Below are 20507 nucleotides of genomic sequence, written 5' to 3'. Positions count from 1 at the left end.
GTGTGACCGTAAATTCCTATCTGTGTTAGGATTAGCTCCTAGATGAAAATTCAGAATTAAATTTTTAATATGTTTCAATCGGTTAGCTTGTTTGTCGGGCTTAGGTACAGTCGTTCCTCGAAAGGTAACGCTTTTGTTTCTTTTATATCTTTCTTCTCAATTGCAGGTATAGCACTTGGACTTATGTCATTAATAACGGTCAATTCGGTTATGAATGGCTTTGAGCAGAGTTTGAAAAATGCCATGCTAGATTTAATACCGCATGTGCAACTTTCGAAAAAAACACCAGACCAGCCTCGAATAGAAGCTGAGCAGTTTGCAACATTGCCCCGTGTCCAGCATGTTACGCCATACATAACATCGGATGTAATCTTGCAAACAAATAAAGAGCTGGTGGGTGTAAGGTTACAAGGCGCATTCAAAGGTTACCCTAGTACTATTTCTAAGCATGTCGAATCAGGCAGTGTTCAATCCCTAGAAGATTCGCGTTATCAATTGGCCCTGAGTCGTTTTCTGGCAAACAAGCTTGATGTTAGGCTCGGGAGCAAGGTGCGTGTTATTTTTCCTGATATTACGAGCTACACTCCGCTAGGGCGGGTGCCAAAGCAGCGCTTATTTACAGTCGCCGTGATTTATAATTCAGCCAGTGAAGCCGATACTAGCTTAGCGTTTGCCGATGGCGCTAGTTTATTGAAGTTATTAAAGAAAAAGCCAGATGAGTACGATGTAAGTATCACACTTGAAGACGCTTTTTCTGTTGTGCAGTTTAAACAAACTAATCATGCATTGCTCTCTCAGTACGAATATCAAGATTGGCAAGTACAGCAAGGCGCGCTGTTCGCAGCAGTCGCTATGGAGAAGCGTGTGATGTCTTTGCTGCTCGCATTGATCGTCATTGTCGCGGTGTTTAATATCGTTTCAGCTCTTTCCATGATGGTCAGTGAAAAACAAGGAGAGGTAGCAATTTTACAAACTTTAGGGTTTACACCAAGTAGAATCGCTCAAGTATTCATGGTTCAAGGTTTATATAACGGAGTTGTTGGTACTGTAATAGGGTCTGTTTTAGGTATTGCACTTGCGGCCAATATAAATGAAGTGCTGAATTTAGTTGGCTTATCTCTTCTAGGAGGGATGGCGCTGCCTGTTAAGTTTGATTCAGTCAGTCTGTCTTTCATTATTTTTACAAGTTTATTATTAAGTTTTATAGCAACACTTTACCCTGCCAAAAAAGCAGCAAAAGTGATGCCTGCTGAGGTATTAAGATATGAGTGATCCCGTTATTCAGTGTCAAAAATTAAGCAAGTCTTATCAAGAAGCTGGCTCACAGGTTTCAGTATTAAAAGGTGTTGACCTATCGCTGAAACAAGGAGAAACCTTATCTATTGTAGGAAGCTCAGGCTCAGGAAAAAGCACACTGTTGCATATACTGGGGACGCTTGACGGCGCAACAGATGGTAGTTTAAAAATCAAGGGCGTGGCAGTTGACGAGCTTTCGCGGGCTAAGCAAGCTGAATTTCGTAATCGCCATATGGGTTTTATTTATCAATTTCACCATTTGTTAATGGACTTTAGTGCATTGGAAAATGTTGCAATGCCATTGTTGATAGCAGACAAGTCAAAAGCGGAAGCAAATCAAATAGCCACTGAAATGCTAGAAAAAGTAGGCTTAGCACATAGAGTTGACCATCGACCTTCTGAGCTGTCTGGTGGAGAAAGACAACGTGTAGCTATTGCTAGGGCGTTGGTGACTAAGCCTTCTTTGGTACTGGCAGATGAACCTACCGGAAACTTAGACAAACACAATGCGCTTAAAATATATGAGTTATTAAACGAGTTGAATCAAGAGTTTGAAACGAGTTTTGTTGTTGTAACCCATGATTTAGATTTAGCTGAAAAGTTGGGGCGGGTAGTGCAATTAGATGACGGTGTGCTAGTTGATTACCAAGGTGCTAATGGAATGAAGCATGCTTAGTTTATTTTTAAGCAAGCGACTTCGTGAATCAAAAAACCACAGTGGTTTATTTGGCTTTTTAAGTAAAGCTTCTACCATCGGCGTGTTTCTCGGTGTGACAGTCCTGATTGTTGCACTGTCGGTTATAAATGGCTTTGAACACCAACTTAAGGAAAGGCTGTTATCCGTTGTGCCGCATGTTAGTTATCAGGCTCCCTACGATCCAATAGAAAATTGGCCTGAGAAAGTCCAACTGCTAGAAGCACAGCCTGGCGTCAAGGCAGCGGTACCTGAGATAAACCTCACTGCAATGGTCCAGTTTAAAGGTCAATTAAAAGCTGCTCAGCTTAAAGCTATTGACCCTACTACGCACCAAGGTGTATCAAGTATTGGACTTTATATAAAATCGTTTCAGCTTAGCCAATTATCCAGTGAAGAGATTTTGTTAGGCAGAGAAATTGCAAAGCAATTGCAGGTTCAATTTGGCGACAAGGTGACCATATTAATTGCAAACCAACACGCAAAAAATGCTCTTGCTGCACCCAAAAGAGTGTCATTTAGAGTTGCTGGGTTTATAGCTATGGGCGGTGAGGTAGATAGAAACCTCGTGGTGGTCAGTTTGCCAAAGATCCAAAAAGCGTTATCGTTAACAGAAAACACGGTAATAGGATTAAGACTCTCTGTTGATGACGTATTTAATGCACATCCAATTGCTATGAGTGCAGGTAGAGCGCTGCCGGATCTTGTGTATGTTGAGAGTTGGTTTCGTACACAAGGAAGTTTATACCAAGATATTCAAATGGTAAGAACTATCGTATATTTAGTGGTCTTTCTAATCATAGCGGTTGCGAGCTTTAATATCATTTCATCCATGGTGATGGAAGTAAAAGAGAAACAAGCAGATATTGCGATCCTTAAAACCATGGGAATGCAGGATAAAACGATTTTTATGACATTTGCAGTACAAGGGCTGAGTTATGCCATGGTTGGAGCTTTTTTTGGGCTAGCACTCGGCACATTGATCGCGTTAAGTATCACTGATTTGTTCGCTTTGTGGATTTCACTTGATGGTGCTAACCCATTACAGGGCGTTTACTTCATAGAGTTTTTGCCGAGCAAACTCGTGTTTGCTGATATTATCATTGTATTGGTCGCAACGTTAATTATCTCTGTACTGTCGAGCGTGTACCCGGCATGGCAGGCTACTAAAATAGAGCCTGCTCGAGTGTTAGGTGGCGGGTAGTTTAGCTCTCAAAGTGTAAATAGCTGGACTTGTCTTCTAGCACGTATTCAACAAAGGCTTCGATGGGCAAGGGTTTACTGTAATAGTACCCTTGCACGTATTGTACGCCTTTTGCTTTTGCGTATATCATTTGCTCCATGTCTTCTACTCCTTCAGCGACGAGCGGCTTGTCGAGGTTTTTCGCTAATGAAACTATCGAGTTAAAAACTGATTGTAGTTTTCCATCTTTCACGACGTTTGTAACAAATGATCTGTCGATCTTGATTTCATCAAAATTAAGCTTACACAGATAACTTAAGCTAGAGAATCCGGTTCCAAAGTCGTCAATTGAAATTAAAAACCCCTTTGACTGTAATGACACCAATACCTCGTTCACATACGAAAAGTTGTCTATGAGGGCGGATTCTGTCAATTCTAGTTTGATACGTTTTGGGTCAATGTTATGTTCAGCTAACGCGGCGAGTAACTTACTTTCAAATTTAACATCTAGGATTTCTACGACGCTGATATTGATGGCGAACATATAGTGTTTGCAATCAATCCCCTCATTTGTTAGATGTTCAACTGTCTTTCTTATTTGAGTGAGTGTAAAGAGCGTTAATTTGTTAATATCACCCGTACTCTCAGCAATTGGTATAAATTCAGCAGGTGAAATTGGCTTACCTTCCAGTGTCCAGCGCATTAAACATTCAGCCCCGATGAGACATTCAGTTTTGGTGTCATGCAGAGGCTGCAACACAACAGTAAAACTGTTACTTAAATCTTGGTGGAATGAGTCTCTAAGCGCCGTTTCTATTTTGTTTTGGCGTTCAATTTGCCTAGCCAGACCCTCTTGAAACTCAACTAACCTAAGCTTGTCTGATAGAACATCAAATGTCGCCATTTCTGCTTTGTTCAAGCTCAATTCATGGTCATCTACATGACTTTCTTTGTAATAACCTAACGCCACGTTGCTGTAGAAGCTACTGTCGTTAAATTCAAAAGGCTCATTTAGGTGGTTGTATAAAGCTTCAATATTAATAGAGGTGGTGTGGGGGACAAATACACAAAAGCAATCTGAGGAATGTTTCGAAAATATCCCTTGCTCGAAATCTCCCTGAAATCGCGAAAGGACTTCCATAAACACTAAGTTGGCGACACCGATATTCCACACCTCGGATATTCGCTGATAATTGCATATTCGAATGCAGCACATAATGCCATAAGTATCTAGCTCTTGAACCTTGGATACGAACGCTTCTCTATAAAGTAGCCCTGTATGTGGATCTCTAATGGCCAATTGTTTGTTGAGTCTTCTTATTGCAACCAGTTCCTCGATCAGTTCAACTTTCACGAAGGTGTGCGTATTTTTGCGTGTATAATTAAACCTGACCCAATGCACATTGCTGTTGTCAACGCTAACCCCCACCTCCAATTGCTCAAAGCAAGTCTCAAACAATATGTCCTTACCGTCGAGCTCGGTGAACTCTTCGTCAAAAAATTTTAAAGTAGGGCTGTCTACGATATTGTCACCCACATTAAGTTTTATCAGGTCACTTGCTTTGTCAGAAATGCCGGTGATAGTACCGTCTTCTTCATACGCTACATAGATGATGTTGAGCAGCTCAATGAGGCTTTTTTGCATATCTAGCACCTTAGCACTTTTAAAATTTGATACGGAATATTGCTAAGAGAATACACTTTATCAACGGCTCCTCTAGCAATAGCTTCTTTTGGCATACCGAACACAACGCAGCTCGACTCACTTTCTGCGAAGTTGGTTGCGCCAGCTTGTTTCATATCCAACATGCCAGAGGCACCATCATCTCCCATCCCTGTTAAAATGACCCCAATCGCATTTCTGCCGACTGATTGTGCGACAGACCTAAATAGCACATCCACAGAAGGCCTGTGCCTACTGACCAATGGGCCATCCCGTATTTCTAAATAGTAGTCGCTCCCTTGACGTTTTACCAACATATGCTTGCCGCCCGGCGCGATGTACACATGTCCTGATTTCAGGCGCATAGCGGTCTCTCCTTCGACTACAACATGGCGAGTTATGCTGTTTAGCCGCTGTGCAAAAGCATGGGTGAATTTACTAGGCATATGTTGCACGACAACGATAGGCGGGGTTGTTGGCGGTAACAAAGAAAGAAAACCTGTCAAAGCTTCAGTCCCACCTGTTGAAGCACCAACCGCGATGACTTTATCAGAGGTGATAGGGGGTTGGAGTTCGTCTGGGCTTGTAGGAGGTAGCACTTCATCAGCAGTGTGGTTGCGTCTAACAGACTCTTCCGCCAAATAGCGCATCGGTTTGACCTTGGCTTTACCGGCAGCTTTTATTGCATCAACAATCTGAGTTACGCCTTGATTATTTATGAAGTCTGCTAGGCCTTGGGTTGGCTTAGCGATTACATCCACAGCGCCAGAAGCTAGCGCTTCCATTGTTATCTCTGTATTTTTCTGAGTAAGCGCTGAGCACATGATGATAGGGGTGGGCCTTTCTTGCATAATCTTTTTTAAAAATGTGATGCCGTCCATTTTAGGCATTTCGACATCAAGTAAGATGACGTCAGGCCAGTACATTTTCATTTTTCTTTCAGCCAAAATTGGATCCGGTGCTGAGCCAATTAATTTTAACTCTCTATCATGGTTAATGATTTCCCCAACTAGTTGCCTCATTACCGCAGAGTCATCAACTATGAACACGCTAATCATAATCGCACCTTTTTATAAATACAGGGCTGAATTAACTCTATGCCAGGACGTTTCTTTCGCAATGATTCAGAATGGCCTAAAAACAATAATCCACCGTGGTTAAGACGATGAATTATGTTGTCGATAATTTTGTTCTGTTTAGCTTCATCAAAGTAAATTAGTACGTTACGTAAAAATATGATGTCAAATGAATAGTCAACAGTTCTGAGTTTTAAAAGGTTATCAACGCAAAAATTGCAATGGCTCCTAATTGATTTATTGACTGTAAAGGTACCTTCGTTTTGTCCTGTCCCTTTAAGGCAATAAGCGCGTCGATACTTTTTTGGAATTTTTTGCACCGTTGATAATGCAAAGCAAGCTTCTTTAGCCATCTCAACAGCTGTTGGTGATATATCTGTGCCTGTTACAGACCAGTTTCCACTATAGAATAAATCATCGAGCACCATTGCAATTGAATAAGCTTCTTCACCAGTTGAAGAAGCTGCACTCCAAGCTCTAAGGGGCACGTTTCTGCTTTTTTTTTGACGAAGGTAGCCGTACATAAATTCGAATTGCACCTGCTCTCTGAAAAAATAGGTTTCATGAGTGGTCATTTTATCGACAAAAACATCGAGTTCGTCCTTTCCTTCAGGACTGATAATGAGTTGATAGTATTTATTAAAAGACGAACATTGGCTTGACCTCAACCTTGAACTCAAACGGCTTGCCATAATGTCTGCCTTGTTGAAGTTCAATCGTATGCCAGTATGTTCATCTAAAACACGGTTTAACTGATTGAACTCAAGTTTGGAAATTGGCATCTAATCTTGTTACCTTTGACAGTAATCGATAAAGAATTGCTCTTGTTCATGCTTAAGTGAAGAGTTAATTTCGTTTACGTTCAAAACCTTAGCAATATCTAACAGGGTAGTTAGCTTGTTATTGATTTTTGCCATTTTCCACTCATAATGACGAGGGATATTCGAACCAAAAGAAGGGGATGACTCGAGGTTACTTAAATCTATAAACTCGATAGAAACCACGCTATTGACAAGCATGCCCAAAGTCATCGACTCTTCTAATGAATGGTCATAGAAATCATATAAGACAATACAGCTATATTTGTCGTATGGTGTGGTTAATTTGAGCCCAAGCCGCCTTTGTAGGTCCAACACAGGGATAACACTGCCACGCACATTGATTACCCCACGAATAACGTCATAACACATGGGGACCATCGTGGTCTCTACTAACTCAATAACCTCTTTGACTGAGTCAATAGGAATGCCAAAATGGTCGTGCCCAACTTTAACGAATAGATATCTCAGTTCATCTTTTTGATGAATATGGGTACTGTCGGGCTGAGAGTCACTCATGATTTACCTCGGCTTCGTCATTTTCACACACTGTGTCGTGCGCTTTTTCATCATCTGTGTCAGTAATATCGTGATCAACTTCTTCACTTAGGTCCGCGTTATTGAGATCTTCAATGAGCTTCATATCATCCAGTGTGAGAATTTTTGAAATGTCCAAAATAGTCATTAATTTGTCAGGCAGCTTTGCTAACCCTAAAACAAATCGACTATGGAATTGGCCGCCAATACTTGGCACTTTGTCTATATCTGCACTGGAGATATCAAGTACTTTTGTCACAATATCCACTTTTAAACCAATGGTTATCTGCTGCTCGTTAAAAAGGCACTCAGCAATGATAATGCATGTTCTATTTGTGAGTTCCTGAGGTTTTTTCCCCAAGCGTAAAGACAAGTCAAATACAGGGATAACTTCACCTCGTAAATTAATGGCACCGATAATGAAATCAGGAGCCATCGGGATCGGATCGACCTCGACATACTCCATAATCTCTTTGACCAACGAAATATTGATAGAGTAGGAAGCATGATTCAGCTCAAAAGCCAGATACTTATCTTTATCGACAAAGCTATTTTGAGTTGCTTGATCAGTCATAGTCGTTACTCGTCAAATGGCGTATAGCCTTCTTCTGGCATTGAGCTTGAAGACTTTCCTTCTTGCACGGAGCGTCTGATCTTCATCATTTGCCTGTCATTGCTCAGCTTAAAGTAGTTGACTGTAGAGCGTATATCACTCGTTTGGTCCTGCACCATTTTAGCTGTTGAAGCGAGCTCTTCGGATGCTGAAGCATTTTGCTGTGCAATCTCATCAAGTTGAGAAACGGTCCTGTTTATTTCTGCAACACTGGTGCTTTGTTCTGTAGATGCTGCCGTGATCTCTTGAACGAGATCTGCTGTTTTACCAATATTCGGCACCATTCGGTCAAGCATACCACCTGCGTGCTGCGCAATTTTCACGCTGTTGTCGGCAAGAGTACTTATATCTTGCGCCGCAACTTGTGAACGCTCGGCTAGCTTTCTAACTTCATCAGCAACCACAGCAAAACCTTTACCGTGTTCACCAGCCCTCGCTGCTTCAATGGCTGCATTCAAAGCCAAAAGGTTCGTTTTATATGCGATGTCCTCGATGATACCTATTTTTTCAGCAATCTGAGTCATTGCTTTGACGGTATCTTTTACTGCACGTCCACCATCGTTAGCTTCGCTACTGGATTGTTTGGCAATGTCGTTGGTGACTTTAGAGTTTTCGGTATTCATCGAAATAGAAGAACTCATTTGCTCTAATGAAGCTGATGTTTCTTCAACACTTGCGGCCAGTTGATTGGACGTAGAGCTGAGCATTCTAGAAGTTGTTCCAACTTCATTAGTGCTATGCGCTATAGACTCAACAGATTCTTGAATGTCCAAAAGTATATTTTGAAGTCGTTCGATAAAGCCGTTAAAGCTGCGCGCGGTTTCGCCTATTTCATCATTGCCAAAATCAGGAATACGACGAGTCAAGTCACCTTCCCCTGAGCGCAAATCTTCTGCGGCTTCAGCTAGCGCATTGATAGGGATTACAATGCCGCGAATTAAGAATGCAGCGGTTGCTGTGGCGAGTATGATGGCAACGACGAGCAAAGCCCAAACCAGAGAGATGCTTTCTCGCGCCGCCGTTACGAGTGCATTTAGAGAGTCGTCACCTTCTTTGATGGCTTCATTAGAAATCTCTTCTAGTAAATCTTCAATTTTGTTAAACACTTCATGTTCTAAGCGGTCAACATCGCTAGATGCTTTAATTTTGTCGCGAGGGTTATACATGGCGAATATTTCTTTGCCGCCGTTGTAGAGCTCAAGATACATTCTTTCTACTTCACTGAGCGCTTTAATTTCAGGAGGTTTTCTTTCTAAAGGTTTCAAATCAGCAAGAAAACCTGTAAATGTTCTGGCATCTTTTTCAAATGCTGCGTCAGCACCAAGTGCACCACGCATGTAGGCGTTGAGAGAACTCATCATATCGCCTTGTTCATCAATAAGTTCTAAGTAATAACGTACGCCGGGGAGGTCATCGTTTACCACTTCATTAAAGTCACCGCTGCTACCAGCATCTGCAACTTCTTCTTCTTTCAAAGTATCTAGCAACTGCTCTAGTGGAATAGCGAACTCTTTGTTGAGATAGTCATATTTGTCTATTGCTTTGGCTTCTAGTAAGGGGTCAAAGCGGTCAAAGATAAGCTCTTGGTTCTCGTTCGCGTATCGACTGACTAACTCCTCTAATTGGCGGACCATGGAGTTGTTTACCGTACCCAACTGCTTTAAATCTTCAAGATAGCGAATAAACTCATTGTAGTTTGACCTAAAGTCTTCACTCTCATCGGACTCTCCGGCGATATATTCAAGGACGTTGCTGTTCATATCACCCAGTTCATCTAGCATGTTTAATGCGTAAATCGTTTCAGGTATATCAACCTTGCCCACATCTACCGCAAACTCTTCAATCTCTCCGTTTTTGAGTTGCACTGACATGGCTATAACTAACAACAATAGTCCCATGGTAAACATCGCAAGAATTATTTTGTTGCGAATGGTGAAGTTCTTAAACATGTTCGTTCTCCGGGCATTGCCTAATGTTTTTTCTCTAATGCTTCATATACTGAAATAGCTGATTTTATTAATGCAGAGACGTCTAAAATGATTGCGACATTACCGCTGCCTAAAATCGTTGCGCCACTAATACATTTGAGTCCTTCGAACAACCTTCCTAGTGGTTTAACAACCGTTTGAAACTCACCTTTCAGCGAGTCTACAACTAACCCTGCGCGCAGTGTGCCAAATTGCACAATGACCAAAGACTCTCGAGTATGGTCAATTTGCTCTTCTATTCCAAATAAGGTGCGTAATCTAATAAATGGGAGCACTTCTGTGCGAAGGTTTATGTAACTTTTGTCTTGAATATCTTGCTCGGATACCACCTCATGAAGCTCTAGGCATTCGACGACAGTATCTAATGGAATGACATAGTTTTCTCTATGTACTTCAAACATAAAGCCATCAATGATAGAGAGCGTTAGCGGCAGGCGGATCAGAATTGTTGACCCCTCACTTTGAACGCTTTCAACCTCTACACTTCCTCTCAAGCTATCGATGTTTCTTTTGACCACATCCATGCCTACACCGCGCCCTGAAATATTGGTTATGGACTCAGCGGTAGAAAATCCGGGTTCAAAAATAAGCAGGTTGATATCTTTTTCTTGTAAGGTTTGACTTGAAGAAATAAGCCCTCTGTCGATAGCGCGTTTGAGGATTTTTTCTTGGTCCAGTCCTTTTCCATCATCACTGACTTCAATTACAATGGAGCCAGAGTCGTGATAGGCTTTTAAAGTGAGTTGCCCCTGCTCAGGTTTGCCCTGCGCAAGTCGAGTTTCGGGGTCCTCTATACCGTGGTCGATTGCATTTCTTACAATGTGCATAAGAGGATCGCTGACCTTTTCTACGAACGTTTTATCGAGCTCAGTCTCAGCGCCAATAATTGTTAAATCGACCTGTTTCCCTAGTTCATCGGCGATGTCTCTCACCACACGTTTAAACTTATTGAATGTCTCACCAATTTGCACCATTCTGAGCTTGAGTGAGCTGTCACGAATATTTTCGACCAAACGTTCTAGTAACGCCATGGCTTCAATGAGCGTTTCATTCCCTGTTTCGTGAGCAAGTAAATTTGTTCTAGCACCTGTGATAACCATTTCACCAACTTGGTCAATTAGCCGATCCAATTTGAGTGCTTCCACTCTAAGTGTTTTACTTTTATGGATCTTCGATGGAGCAGGTTCTACCGGCCCGTCAGGCTCGGTTGGGACTGGGTCGTTGCTATCTGTTGCTTCGCAATTGAGGAGCTTGACGATATCCGCAAACGAATTATCTGCTTTGCGAAGCGCGTCAGTAATAAAGTCAAAGTCCTGATATTTTTGAATGCTTTGTTTCAATACATCAATGTTGCCTTTAGGAGGCAGCACTGCAATATATGCTTCACTTTGAATAAATTCAAATACATCCAATATTTCATTTTCTGTTTTATCGGAATCAAATGACAAAACAAAAGATAAATAATTTGACTCCGGATCAAAGTGTTGAGGCCCGAACATAGCGTCAACCCAAGTGTTAACTACCAAGTTTGATGTCTCTGAGCCCAAATAATGAATAAACGAGTAGGGATCAAGGCCATTTCTGAGAACATTTTCATTTGGTACAAAAAACAAAATCCATCGCTCGTTATCAAGAGCGCCTTCACTCGAACTATGGGCTGTAGTTTGCTGGTCATTTTGGGTATTTTCGGCGTCTATGTATTTTGAAAAGCAGGACACCAGATTGTTCACTTTGTTTAGCAGTGCTTGGTCTGGCTCTGTTTCAGCAGCAGCTAAAACAATAAGTGATTCAGTGGCATCTCTAGTTTCTAGGTAGAGAGAAGTAAGCTCTTTATCTAGTTGTAAATTGCCATTTCTCGCATCTTCTAAAAGGGTTTCGGCAATATGGGTGAGGGTAACGACATGCTCAAAGTCGAATATTCCAGCACTGCCTTTTATCGTATGAATTGCTCGAAATAGTGCATTGATAATTTCATTAGCATGTTCTTCTGAGGTCTCAGACTCAAGGTCTAGAAGCCCATTTTCCATTTCTTGCAATAACTCTTTCGATTCGGTTACGAAAGTTGCAATCGCCGAAGACAAATCAATAGACATGTTTGCCCCTTAGTTGTTTAGAGTAGGGAAGATCCCTACCCCCAATTTTTTACACCGTGTTTCTATTAGTTCATTGGTAGAGATAGCTTCTATATTTAAGCCAACTTTTTGGCTGTGATAAACGACCCAAATAATCAACTGCAAGCCGGCTGAGTCGATTTCAGTTGTTTCACTGAAGTCGAAAGAGACGCGCTCTTTGTCTGAAATATATGACTTTACTTCGTTAAAGGTTTCCTGAACTTCGTATATAGTTAGTTCAGACGGGAACTTAAAACACTCAGACATACTTAACTCTCTACATCATCAATAACTTTGAAACCGCTTGCAGCATTTGTGCTGGCTTAAAAGGTTTAACCATCCAGGCTTTCGCACCTGCTTTTTTCCCCTCTTCCATCATACTCTGCTGATTTTCTGTTGTGAGCATGATCACGGGTGTGAACTTGTACTGAGGCAACTGTTTTGCTTGCTTTACAAATTCGATACCGTTCATGTTTGGCATGTTTACGTCACTAATAATTAGATGGATTTTATTGCCGTTGAGCTTGGTCAGAGCATCTTTCCCGTCCCGAGCTTCCACAACGTCAAATCCGGCGCCACTGAGCGCGATATTTACGACTTGTCTGAGAGAATCAGAATCATCTACTACTAATATGGTTTTACTCATAATTTCCTCATAAAAAAGTTAAGTCATCGACAGTATCGTCGCCACCGTTTTTTGACAAAATATCTCGTTGCTCATTTGTGGCGGCTGTTTTTCTAAGCTCTTTACTGATCCTTTGGTGATTAAATTTAGCTTTTTTACATTCACGTCTGCTGGTAATAAATTGGTCAATTTCTTCTATCATGAGATTCAGTGCGATGGTCACACTGTCTTGGATCTGATCGACTCTATCCTGGAATTGTAGGTCCACGAGTATTTGCGACACTTTCTCTCTAATATCCAAATTGGATGTGTGTAACTCGGCAGCTTGTGCTTCAACTTGTTGGGAAAGCTCTAACCATTCATCCACAACCTGATTTATTTCTGTGCGGTACTTTTCGGTTAAAGATTGCTTTTTTTCGAGCTCCGCATTCATCATGTCCATAGAGGTTCTCATTGCATTCGCAATACTTTCAATCAACTGCCCAATACGAACACCGGTTTCACCACTGGAGTTGGCGAGAGACCTTACTTCGTCAGCTACCACGGCAAAGCCTCTGCCGTTTTCTCCGGCCCGAGCTGCTTCAATAGAAGCATTAAGTGCGAGTAAATTTGTTTGCTCAGCGATTTTTGAAACATCAATCGACATTGTTTGAAGCTCATTGCTTTTCAATACGAGGTCTTTTATTGTCTCGGTCATTTGAGCTTGAGAATCATTAGTCTGCTCAATGTATTCAAGCACACCATTTAATTTATCTCGGCTTGTTTCAGAAACCTCTTGTAGGCTATTACCATCTTGCGAATTCGTTCTTTCCAATGTTTCTGAGATGTTGGTCACCAACTGCGAAAACTCTCCCGACATATTGACGATGGACGTTTTTGTTTGATCTCTCGCTGTAGTAACTTGTGCGATTAGCTGAGGAATAATGACGCTACTTAGTTGCTCTAAGCATGCTAAGTCGTCTTCTTGATGTTGCTGAGGTTCAAAAGCACTGTTCACAGCATCTGCATTGTGTTCGTTTTTTTCATTCTCTTTGTTAGATAACGCTGTTTTTTGCAATATTAGACCCAGTAAACAAACCGCAGACACAACGATAGTTACAATTAGTGACTCAATAAAGAATAACCCAGTTACCAATGTAAAAATCGGCATAGTATAAGAGACAAACAAGAGCATTTTACTAAATCCTTTGTTGGATTATTTTTAGACTAGTAAAGTATGAATATTGTGCAAACTTTAATTTGTTTTGTGTCTTAGGCGTTTCTTTGTTGCAACGAGTTAACGAAATTAATAGAGTGAGTAAAAAAATTAGAGAAGTAATATCATGAGTGAAAATAAAAACGTCGAGCCAGAGCTAACTGAAGAACAAAAGCAACAAAGATTAGTACAGTGGCAGAGGCAACATTTACAAAATGCCCAGAAGTTTTTGGCAGAAAAAGGAATAATCACGACTAAAGTCGTTGAGAAAGAATGCCGTTTTCTACCGCCGGCAATAGCAATTTGGAAGTTCAAAGACCAAAAAGGGAAGGGGTATTGGGCTATTTCAGGGCAAATGCCAACAGATGCAACGGAAGAGTCCGCAGCAACTAACCCTAGAGATGTATTGAGGTATTTCTCTTTTCAATGGCAGATCAAAGCTGATGGCATCATGGCTTCAGGGGTACGAGACAAGACGCAGTTAGATTTTGCGAACTTGCTTGTTAATCGTGCGCATGCTCTGTATGACCTTTATGAAAGCGATAAACTATGGCCTAGTGAAGCATCGTAAACGGCTCTGAATTTATCATGGAGGCGGGGCATTTAAGCCTTTGTCTAGGAATGCCTGCTTCCATAAATACAGAGCCTTGCTTACTAAACCCAGACTTCAGAAAAGTTGGCACTTCTTCAAGGATACATTGAACAAACACTTCTTTGAGGCCTTTTTGCTGTGCTAAATCAGCTAGGTATCCAATAAGAGATTGGTAAGCCTCACGGTTTCTATGTGCTTTTACAATGGCGATTCTACTAATTAATCCATCACTACACAGTCGTCCGGTACCCACCGCTCGCTGGTTTTCGTCCCTGATAAGAACGTGGTCAGCTGTTCTGTCATGTTGATCAAACTCAACATGCTTAGGAAGATGTAATTCACACACAAAAACACGCTCACGTATTTGGCGCAGCTGTCCCTGAGTCTGTTTCCAACTCACTTTGTCGACGTGATAAATCATGATTACCTCTTAGCGAAAAATCATTCAACACGTCCTGACGAATAAGGGAAGTTTCAACCCCTATTATTATTAGGTGCCACTAGATAATGGCACCTTTATTCTCTGGTTGGCCCTGTAAGTCAGGCATTAAGACCAAGCTTCAATATAATACAGCCCGTCGTTTATAAGCGTAGTTAACGTTTGTTTGAATTCCAAGCAATTTAGAGCTGGTTTTACCTCATTAAATGAAAAAAATGTTTCATCCGTTAACAGTTGTATTTGTTTAAGGTATTTCCCAGGAATGTGGTAAGTTTCGCCGTTGATACTTAGAAGAATTTCATTATTAACGAGTTGGTACATAGCCCTGACTCCACCCGCTCTGTGAATCACATCTTTTTGGTCAATTTCATCTTCTAATAAGTCTGCTACTAGTGCATCGTCAAGAGGGGCGAGATCCATATCGTGTTTGGGCTGACTTAAGAATGTACCTAGCCAATGGGTATACACAGATTCATCATTTATCAGCGAGTTTAGAAGCATTCGAACTCTTTCTTTATCCTCAGGGGTAATTTCCCCAAGCGAGTCTCTTACTTCTATGTTTGCATCGCTATAGCGCAGCTTACCCACTTCTTCATCAATGACATGATCTGCGAAACTACTAATGAGATCTTTTTGGTCAGGCGCTCTAAAGCCCACAGAGTAGTTGAGTGCATTTTCCACTGCATAACCTTCATGTGGGCAGCCAGGTGGAATGTAAAGAATGTCGCCTAGCTCTAATTCGTGGTCAATGATGGCTTCAAATTTTTCTACTTGGAGTAAAGCCTTATCTTTTGCAAATTGTTTTAGGTTTGCATCAGGCAAACCAACACGCCACCTTCTCTTACCTTGCCCTTGAATGATAAACACATCGTATTGATCTAAATGAGGGCCCACACCGCCATGAGGCGTTGAAAAGCTAATCATTAGGTCATCAATGCGCCAGTTCGGAATAAATCGAAAAGGTTCTAATAATTCAGCAGCTACTGGGTGCCAATGATCAACCGCCTGAACGAGCAATGTACTGTGGCTGTCAGTCAGTTTTGAAAAATCCTCAAACGGTCCGTGATGGGCTTGCCAATTCCCTTCGTGATTTGTCACTAAGCGAGATTCAATCGCTTCTTCCATTGCTAACCCTGCAAGTTCCTCTGCTGTTAAAGGGTCCTCAAAGCCAGTAAATCCACCTTTGATTAGTAAAGGCTTTTTTTGCCAATAATGCGTCAAAAACTCTTGATGAGTCATACCATTGATAGACAGCTGATACATATTTTCCCCATAAAAAAAGCGAAAGTAACAAGCTCTGGGCTGTTTCTTTCGCTTAATTATATCTAATTTAGATTAGATTATTTTAGTTCGTCGATGAAAGCTTCAGCACGGCCAATGTAGTTTGCCGGTGTCATTAGCTTCATTTCAGCTTTAGCTGTATCAGGAAGCTCTAGACCATCGATGAAGTCTGCCATAATTTCCTTGTTAACACGCTTACCACGCGTTAATTCTTTCAGCTTCTCATATGGCTTTTCGATGCCATATTTACGCATTACTGTTTGGATTGGCTCTGCTAGTAGCTCCCAGTTATCATCTAGCTCTGCTAGTAGACGGTCGGCATTCACTTCTAACTTGCTGATACCCTTTAGCGTCGCTTGATAAGCAATAAGCGTATAACCCATACCAACGCCAAGGTTACGTAAAACCGTAGAGTCAGTCAGGTCGCGTTGCCATCTTGAAACCGGAAGTTTTTGTGCTAGGTGAGCGAAGATAGCATTTGCTAAGCCTAAGTTCCCTTCAGAGTTTTCGAAATCGATAGGGTTAACCTTGTGCGGCATAGTTGAAGAGCCGATCTCGCCAGCAATAGTTTTTTGTTTGAAGTGGCTTAGTGCAATGTAACCCCAAACGTCACGATCAAAATCTAGCAAGATTGTATTAAATCGAGCGACCGCGTCAAACAACTCTGCAATATAGTCATGTGGTTCGATTTGAGTTGTGAATGCGTTCCAAGTCAAACCAAGGCTAGTGACGAAAGACTCTGAATGGACATGCCAGTCGTACTCAGGGTATGCACTTAGGTGAGCGTTGTAGTTACCTACAGCACCATTGATTTTACCTAATATAGAAACGTTCGCAATTTGCTCACGTTGACGCTGAAGTCGCACATAAACGTTGGCAAATTCTTTACCCATTGTAGAAGGTGAAGCAGGTTGACCGTGGGTACGTGTCATCATTGGTACTGATTTGTACTCAATTGCTTTTTCTTTGATCGCAGCAAGTAGATTGTCGCAGTAAGGCAATAATACTTCGTCACGGGCTTCACTAAGCATTAAACCGTGAGATAGGTTATTGATGTCTTCAGATGTACATGCGAAATGAATGAATTCGTTTACAGCTTGTAACTCTGCATTGTCTGCAACTTTCTCTTTCAGCAAGTATTCAACGGCTTTCACATCGTGGTTAGTCGTACGTTCGATGTCTTTTACTCGTTGCGCATCTTCTTCACTGAAGTTGTCAACGATGCTGTCTAGTAGCGCGTTTGCTTCGTCGCTGAACGCAGGGACTTCTTTGATAGCGTCAGCTTTCGCCAATGCTTGTAACCAGCGAACTTCAACAGTTACTCGGTATTTGATTAGACCGAACTCACTGAAGATGCTTCTCAGTTCTTTGGTTTTGCTACCATAGCGACCATCCACTGGAGAGATAGCGGTTAACGCTGAAAGCTCCATAATTTCTCCTAACTAATTGGTTTTTTTTGAACGATATTTAACTAAACTGTTGTGCTGTGGCAATGATCTTCCTTTTAGAAAAGAAGAAATGACGACGTTTTCCACCTAGCTGTCGCCACAGCACTGCACTTCGGATCCCTGCTAATAATAGTGCACGGATCTTGTGCTGAATATGAGTTTGCTGAAGCAAGTCAGGTTTGCCAAAAACTTGAATTTTTGGTCCCGCTGGGCTGACAACTTGGGTATAGATATCAGCGAAAGCGCCAAGGATTTGCTCGTCATAAACATTAAAATGAAGCGTTTGTCGCTCCACTTGCTCAATACGTTTGGCTAATTCTGAAAACACTTGAGGGTTGGAGGAAAGGGCTCTTTCCAACTGCATCAAACTGCCAACGTATTTAACTATCTCAACATCTTTCTCACCTTCACTTGAAAGTTGAGAAACAAGCGCTTGATAACCACCTTTTAGAGCAAAATGGTCGTCATAGACATCTTCGGGGTTTTCTGGCGCCGTATTTAAAATACTCTGCAAAAAAGTGTGCACTTCATTTTCATTGAAAGTACCGTACCTCGCACACTTTTGTACTAGCTTTGCTATTTGGCAAATTGCGGCAAGAGGAATAACGACTTTTGGCTGCATTATTTAATCACCGATTCTATTATACCGCCACCTAGGCAAGCATCACCTGAATAAAACACCGCTGATTGGCCTGGAGTGACAGCTTTTTGCGGCTCATCAAATAAAACACGAGCCATGCCATCTTGACCAACTAATAACGTACACGGGATATCTTCTTGTCTATATCGCGTCTTAACGGTACAGCGCGCAGTACCTTGTGGTCCTTCTTGGTCAACCCAGTGAAGTTGGTTTGCATTTAACCCATTACTGTATAACCTTGGATGGTCTTTACCTTGGCCTACCACAAGCACATTGCGCTCAATATCTTTATCAACCACATACCAAGGTTCACCTGAGCCTTCTTTCATACCACCTATTAATAGGCCTTTACGCTGACCTAGTGTATGGTACATCAAGCCTTCATGTTCGCCGACGTGGTTACCATCGGTGTCTTCAATCTTACCGGGTTGAGCAGGCAAGAACTTTTGTAAAAAGTCTTTAAATTTGCGTTCACCAATAAAGCAAATACCAGTACTGTCTTTTTTATTATGTGTAATAAGGCCTTGCTCTTGTGCAATGCGACGAACTTCTGGCTTTTCAATTTCACCGATAGGGAAGAGAGTTTGAGCAACATGCTCATGGCTTAAAGTGTATAGGAAGTAACTTTGATCTTTGTTGTTATCCAGGCCTCTCAACATCGCGAATTTACCATCGCGCTCTTCTCTACGTACGTAGTGTCCAGTGGCAATGTAGTCTGCGCCTAGTGCTTCAGCTGCAAACTCTAAAAATGCTTTGAATTTAATTTCCTTGTTACACATGATATCTGGGTTTGGTGTGCGACCCGCACGGTATTCCTCTAAGAAATACTCAAATACGTTGTCCCAGTACTCAGCCGCAAAATTAACGGTGTGTAACTCGATACCAAGCTTATCACAAACCTCTTGAGCATCTTTTAGATCTTCAGCAGCGGCACAGTATTCATCGTTATCGTCTTCTTCCCAGTTTTTCATGAAAAGGCCTTCTACCTGATAGCCTTGTTCTTTTAAAAGATAAGCTGAAACTGAAGAATCCACGCCACCAGACATGCCGACAATGACTTTAATGTTACTGTTATCGCTCATAATATCGCTGTAAATCTATATGAATTTTTGAAAGGCCGTGAGTATAGCATGCAATTGCTCCCCCTCAAAAGCCACACTTTAGACTTTATTTCCTTGTAAAACCCTATATTGTCCGTTATTTAACCCAGATAGCGTGTACTTTCCAATACTATAACGGATCAATCTGAGAGTAGGGTGGCCAATATGTGCCGTCATCCGACGAACTTGCCTATTTCTCCCTTCGGAAATAGTAATGTTCAGCCAAGTGGTAGGAATATTTTTACGTTCTCGTATGGGCGGATTCCTTGGCCATACTTCGGGCTCAGGCATAACTTCTATTTTAGCGGGTTTAGTCATCCCATCTTTTAACTCAACGCCGCTTCGCAATTGATTAAGTACCTCTTCATTTGGTTCTCCCTCAACTTGAACCCAATAAGTCTTGTCGGTGTTTTTCTTTGGTTCTGTGAGTTTATGTTGCAATTTACCGCAATTGGTTAGGAGAAGTAGGCCTTCACTGTCTCGATCTAAACGTCCAGCAGCATACACTGACTTAATATCAATAAAGTCTGCAAGTGTCTTACGATGTTGGTCATCTGTAAATTGACAGAGCACATCAAAAGGCTTGTTAAACAGAACAACCTTTACGTCTTCGGGCTTTACCGGTGGTTTTTGCTTAGCTTGGCGTTTATATCTTATATTTTTGTTGAAAGGTTTTTTACTAGAAGATGGAAAAGGGCGGTTACGATTATTGTTGGTCATCTTGATACTAGGCTGGAACGTTGGAGGCTGAATTTTAGCAAAATTTAGACGCAGACACATCTACCTTAAAAATAAAAAAGGCAGCTTATTGCTTAATGTCGATCAATTTAGACATTATTTGCTCGATCAATTGAACGATTTTTTTATGCTCATATCACAAGCCTTAGATGTCATAAATAGTTAGAAACCTAATCAGGTAGAAACGCTTGCTGGTTTACTCCTTTAGAGTTGATTGAAGAAGCTTACTCTCTTACCGATACTGTCACGCATAGAAAGCGAAATTTGACGTTGGGGTCTATCGCTTGGCTGTTGATAGGCATGGCAATCTACAACGATAAATCCATGGCTGATATCGTTTTAACCTATTGGATATTGTAGATAGAGAAGGCAAACCATTTGTAGCGCCAAGCGCATTAACACAACGACGACAAACGCTAGGGGAAGCCGCAGCAAAAGCGTTATTTCAATGTACTCAGAGACACAGGCAA

The 20507-nt window shown here is 41.5% G+C and carries 19 protein-coding genes and 2 pseudogenes; 5 read left to right on the top strand and 16 right to left on the bottom strand.

Annotated elements, in window-relative coordinates; translation table 11 throughout:
• Nucleotides 1-69: 69 nt before the first annotated feature.
• From N482_RS13605 to N482_RS13595, 3 genes are read left to right on the top strand one after another with little or no spacing between them, the layout of a single operon-like run.
• Nucleotides 70-1272 (top strand): lipoprotein-releasing ABC transporter permease subunit, encoded by a 1203-nt coding sequence (locus N482_RS13605; RefSeq protein ID WP_063377549.1) that lies wholly within the window; start codon nucleotides 70-72, stop codon nucleotides 1270-1272.
• The gene (gene lolD / locus N482_RS13600) at nucleotides 1265-1972 is read left to right on the top strand and encodes a lipoprotein-releasing ABC transporter ATP-binding protein LolD (protein WP_063377548.1); all 708 of its coding nucleotides are present in this window, start codon (nucleotides 1265-1267) and stop codon (nucleotides 1970-1972) included. The genes N482_RS13605 and lolD overlap by 8 nt, the downstream gene beginning before the upstream one ends.
• Nucleotides 1965-3194 (top strand): lipoprotein-releasing ABC transporter permease subunit, encoded by a 1230-nt coding sequence (locus tag N482_RS13595; protein ID WP_063377547.1) that lies wholly within the window; start codon nucleotides 1965-1967, stop codon nucleotides 3192-3194. The genes lolD and N482_RS13595 overlap by 8 nt, the downstream gene beginning before the upstream one ends.
• A 1-nt stretch (nucleotide 3195) precedes the next feature.
• Here the strand turns inward: N482_RS13595 and N482_RS13590 are convergent, their stop codons facing one another.
• The 10 genes and pseudogenes from N482_RS13590 to N482_RS13545 all read right to left on the bottom strand — a co-directional run.
• A complete protein-coding gene (locus tag N482_RS13590; protein WP_063377546.1) occupies nucleotides 3196-4818 on the bottom strand; it encodes a bifunctional diguanylate cyclase/phosphodiesterase in 1623 nt (540 codons plus the stop codon).
• Between the two features lie 2 nt (nucleotides 4819-4820).
• On the bottom strand, nucleotides 4821-5894 hold the full coding sequence (locus N482_RS13585; RefSeq protein ID WP_063377545.1) for a protein-glutamate methylesterase/protein-glutamine glutaminase: 1074 nt from the start codon (nucleotides 5892-5894) through the stop codon (nucleotides 4821-4823).
• Nucleotides 5891-6694 carry a CheR family methyltransferase gene (locus N482_RS13580; RefSeq protein ID WP_063377544.1) on the bottom strand — a complete coding sequence of 268 codons (804 nt, stop codon included), beginning with the start codon at nucleotides 6692-6694 and terminating at the stop codon, nucleotides 5891-5893. Before N482_RS13580 ends, N482_RS13585 begins: the two co-directional genes overlap by 4 nt.
• A 9-nt stretch (nucleotides 6695-6703) precedes the next feature.
• A complete protein-coding gene (locus N482_RS13575; RefSeq protein ID WP_063377543.1) occupies nucleotides 6704-7249 on the bottom strand; it encodes a chemotaxis protein CheW in 546 nt (181 codons plus the stop codon).
• Nucleotides 7242-7841, bottom strand: coding sequence for a chemotaxis protein CheW (locus N482_RS13570; RefSeq protein WP_063377542.1), 600 nt, complete (start codon nucleotides 7839-7841; stop codon nucleotides 7242-7244). Before N482_RS13570 ends, N482_RS13575 begins: the two co-directional genes overlap by 8 nt.
• Before the next feature lie 5 nt (nucleotides 7842-7846).
• Complete coding sequence (locus N482_RS13565) at nucleotides 7847-9829, bottom strand: methyl-accepting chemotaxis protein (protein ID WP_063377541.1); 1983 nt, start codon at nucleotides 9827-9829, stop codon at nucleotides 7847-7849.
• Between the two features lie 20 nt (nucleotides 9830-9849).
• Entirely contained in the window at nucleotides 9850-11961 is a 2112-nt protein-coding gene (locus N482_RS13560) for a chemotaxis protein CheA (RefSeq protein WP_063377540.1), read from the bottom strand.
• A gap of 9 nt (nucleotides 11962-11970) precedes the next feature.
• Nucleotides 11971-12246: an STAS domain-containing protein gene (locus N482_RS13555; protein ID WP_063377539.1), complete on the bottom strand. Its 276-nt coding sequence runs from the start codon at nucleotides 12244-12246 to the stop codon at nucleotides 11971-11973.
• A 10-nt stretch (nucleotides 12247-12256) separates the two neighbouring features.
• Nucleotides 12257-12625, bottom strand: a complete 369-nt coding sequence (locus N482_RS13550; RefSeq protein ID WP_063377538.1) for a response regulator — start codon at nucleotides 12623-12625, stop codon at nucleotides 12257-12259.
• Nucleotides 12626-12986: 361 nt separating this feature from the next.
• Nucleotides 12987-13778: pseudogene (locus tag N482_RS13545) on the bottom strand (methyl-accepting chemotaxis protein); the annotation flags it as partial.
• Nucleotides 13779-13926: 148 nt separating this feature from the next.
• On the opposite strand from N482_RS13545, the gene N482_RS13540 reads away from it, so the two are divergent.
• Nucleotides 13927-14370, top strand: coding sequence for a DUF4826 family protein (locus N482_RS13540; protein WP_063377536.1), 444 nt, complete (start codon nucleotides 13927-13929; stop codon nucleotides 14368-14370).
• Here N482_RS13540 and N482_RS13535 read toward each other — a convergent pair.
• The 6 genes from N482_RS13535 to N482_RS13510 form a co-directional block, all read right to left on the bottom strand.
• Nucleotides 14354-14812 carry a GNAT family N-acetyltransferase gene (locus tag N482_RS13535; protein WP_063377535.1) on the bottom strand — a complete coding sequence of 153 codons (459 nt, stop codon included), beginning with the start codon at nucleotides 14810-14812 and terminating at the stop codon, nucleotides 14354-14356. The two genes, N482_RS13540 and N482_RS13535, sit on opposite strands and share 17 nt — an antisense overlap.
• 126 nt (nucleotides 14813-14938) lie before the next feature.
• On the bottom strand, nucleotides 14939-16093 hold the full coding sequence (locus tag N482_RS13530) for a cupin domain-containing protein (protein WP_063377534.1): 1155 nt from the start codon (nucleotides 16091-16093) through the stop codon (nucleotides 14939-14941).
• 77 nt (nucleotides 16094-16170) lie between these two features.
• Entirely contained in the window at nucleotides 16171-17541 is a 1371-nt protein-coding gene (gene purB / locus N482_RS13525) for an adenylosuccinate lyase (RefSeq protein WP_063377533.1), read from the bottom strand.
• 37 nt (nucleotides 17542-17578) lie between these two features.
• Nucleotides 17579-18181, bottom strand: a complete 603-nt coding sequence (hflD, locus tag N482_RS13520) for a high frequency lysogenization protein HflD (protein WP_063377532.1) — start codon at nucleotides 18179-18181, stop codon at nucleotides 17579-17581.
• Nucleotides 18181-19281 carry a tRNA 2-thiouridine(34) synthase MnmA gene (mnmA, locus tag N482_RS13515; RefSeq protein ID WP_063377531.1) on the bottom strand — a complete coding sequence of 367 codons (1101 nt, stop codon included), beginning with the start codon at nucleotides 19279-19281 and terminating at the stop codon, nucleotides 18181-18183. Before mnmA ends, hflD begins: the two co-directional genes overlap by 1 nt.
• A 78-nt stretch (nucleotides 19282-19359) precedes the next feature.
• Nucleotides 19360-20019, bottom strand: coding sequence for a pseudouridine synthase (locus N482_RS13510; protein ID WP_063377575.1), 660 nt, complete (start codon nucleotides 20017-20019; stop codon nucleotides 19360-19362).
• A gap of 145 nt (nucleotides 20020-20164) precedes the next feature.
• Between N482_RS13510 and N482_RS24375 the strand changes: the two are divergent.
• Nucleotides 20165-20507 (top strand): annotated as a pseudogene (locus N482_RS24375) (transposase domain-containing protein); the annotation flags it as partial.

The sequence above is a fragment of the Pseudoalteromonas luteoviolacea NCIMB 1942 genome, assembly GCF_001625595.1.
GTDB lineage: Bacteria > Pseudomonadota > Gammaproteobacteria > Enterobacterales > Alteromonadaceae > Pseudoalteromonas > Pseudoalteromonas luteoviolacea_A.
The sequence above is the reverse complement of the archived record's forward strand: the minus strand, read 5'-3'. Positions and strand labels throughout refer to the sequence as shown.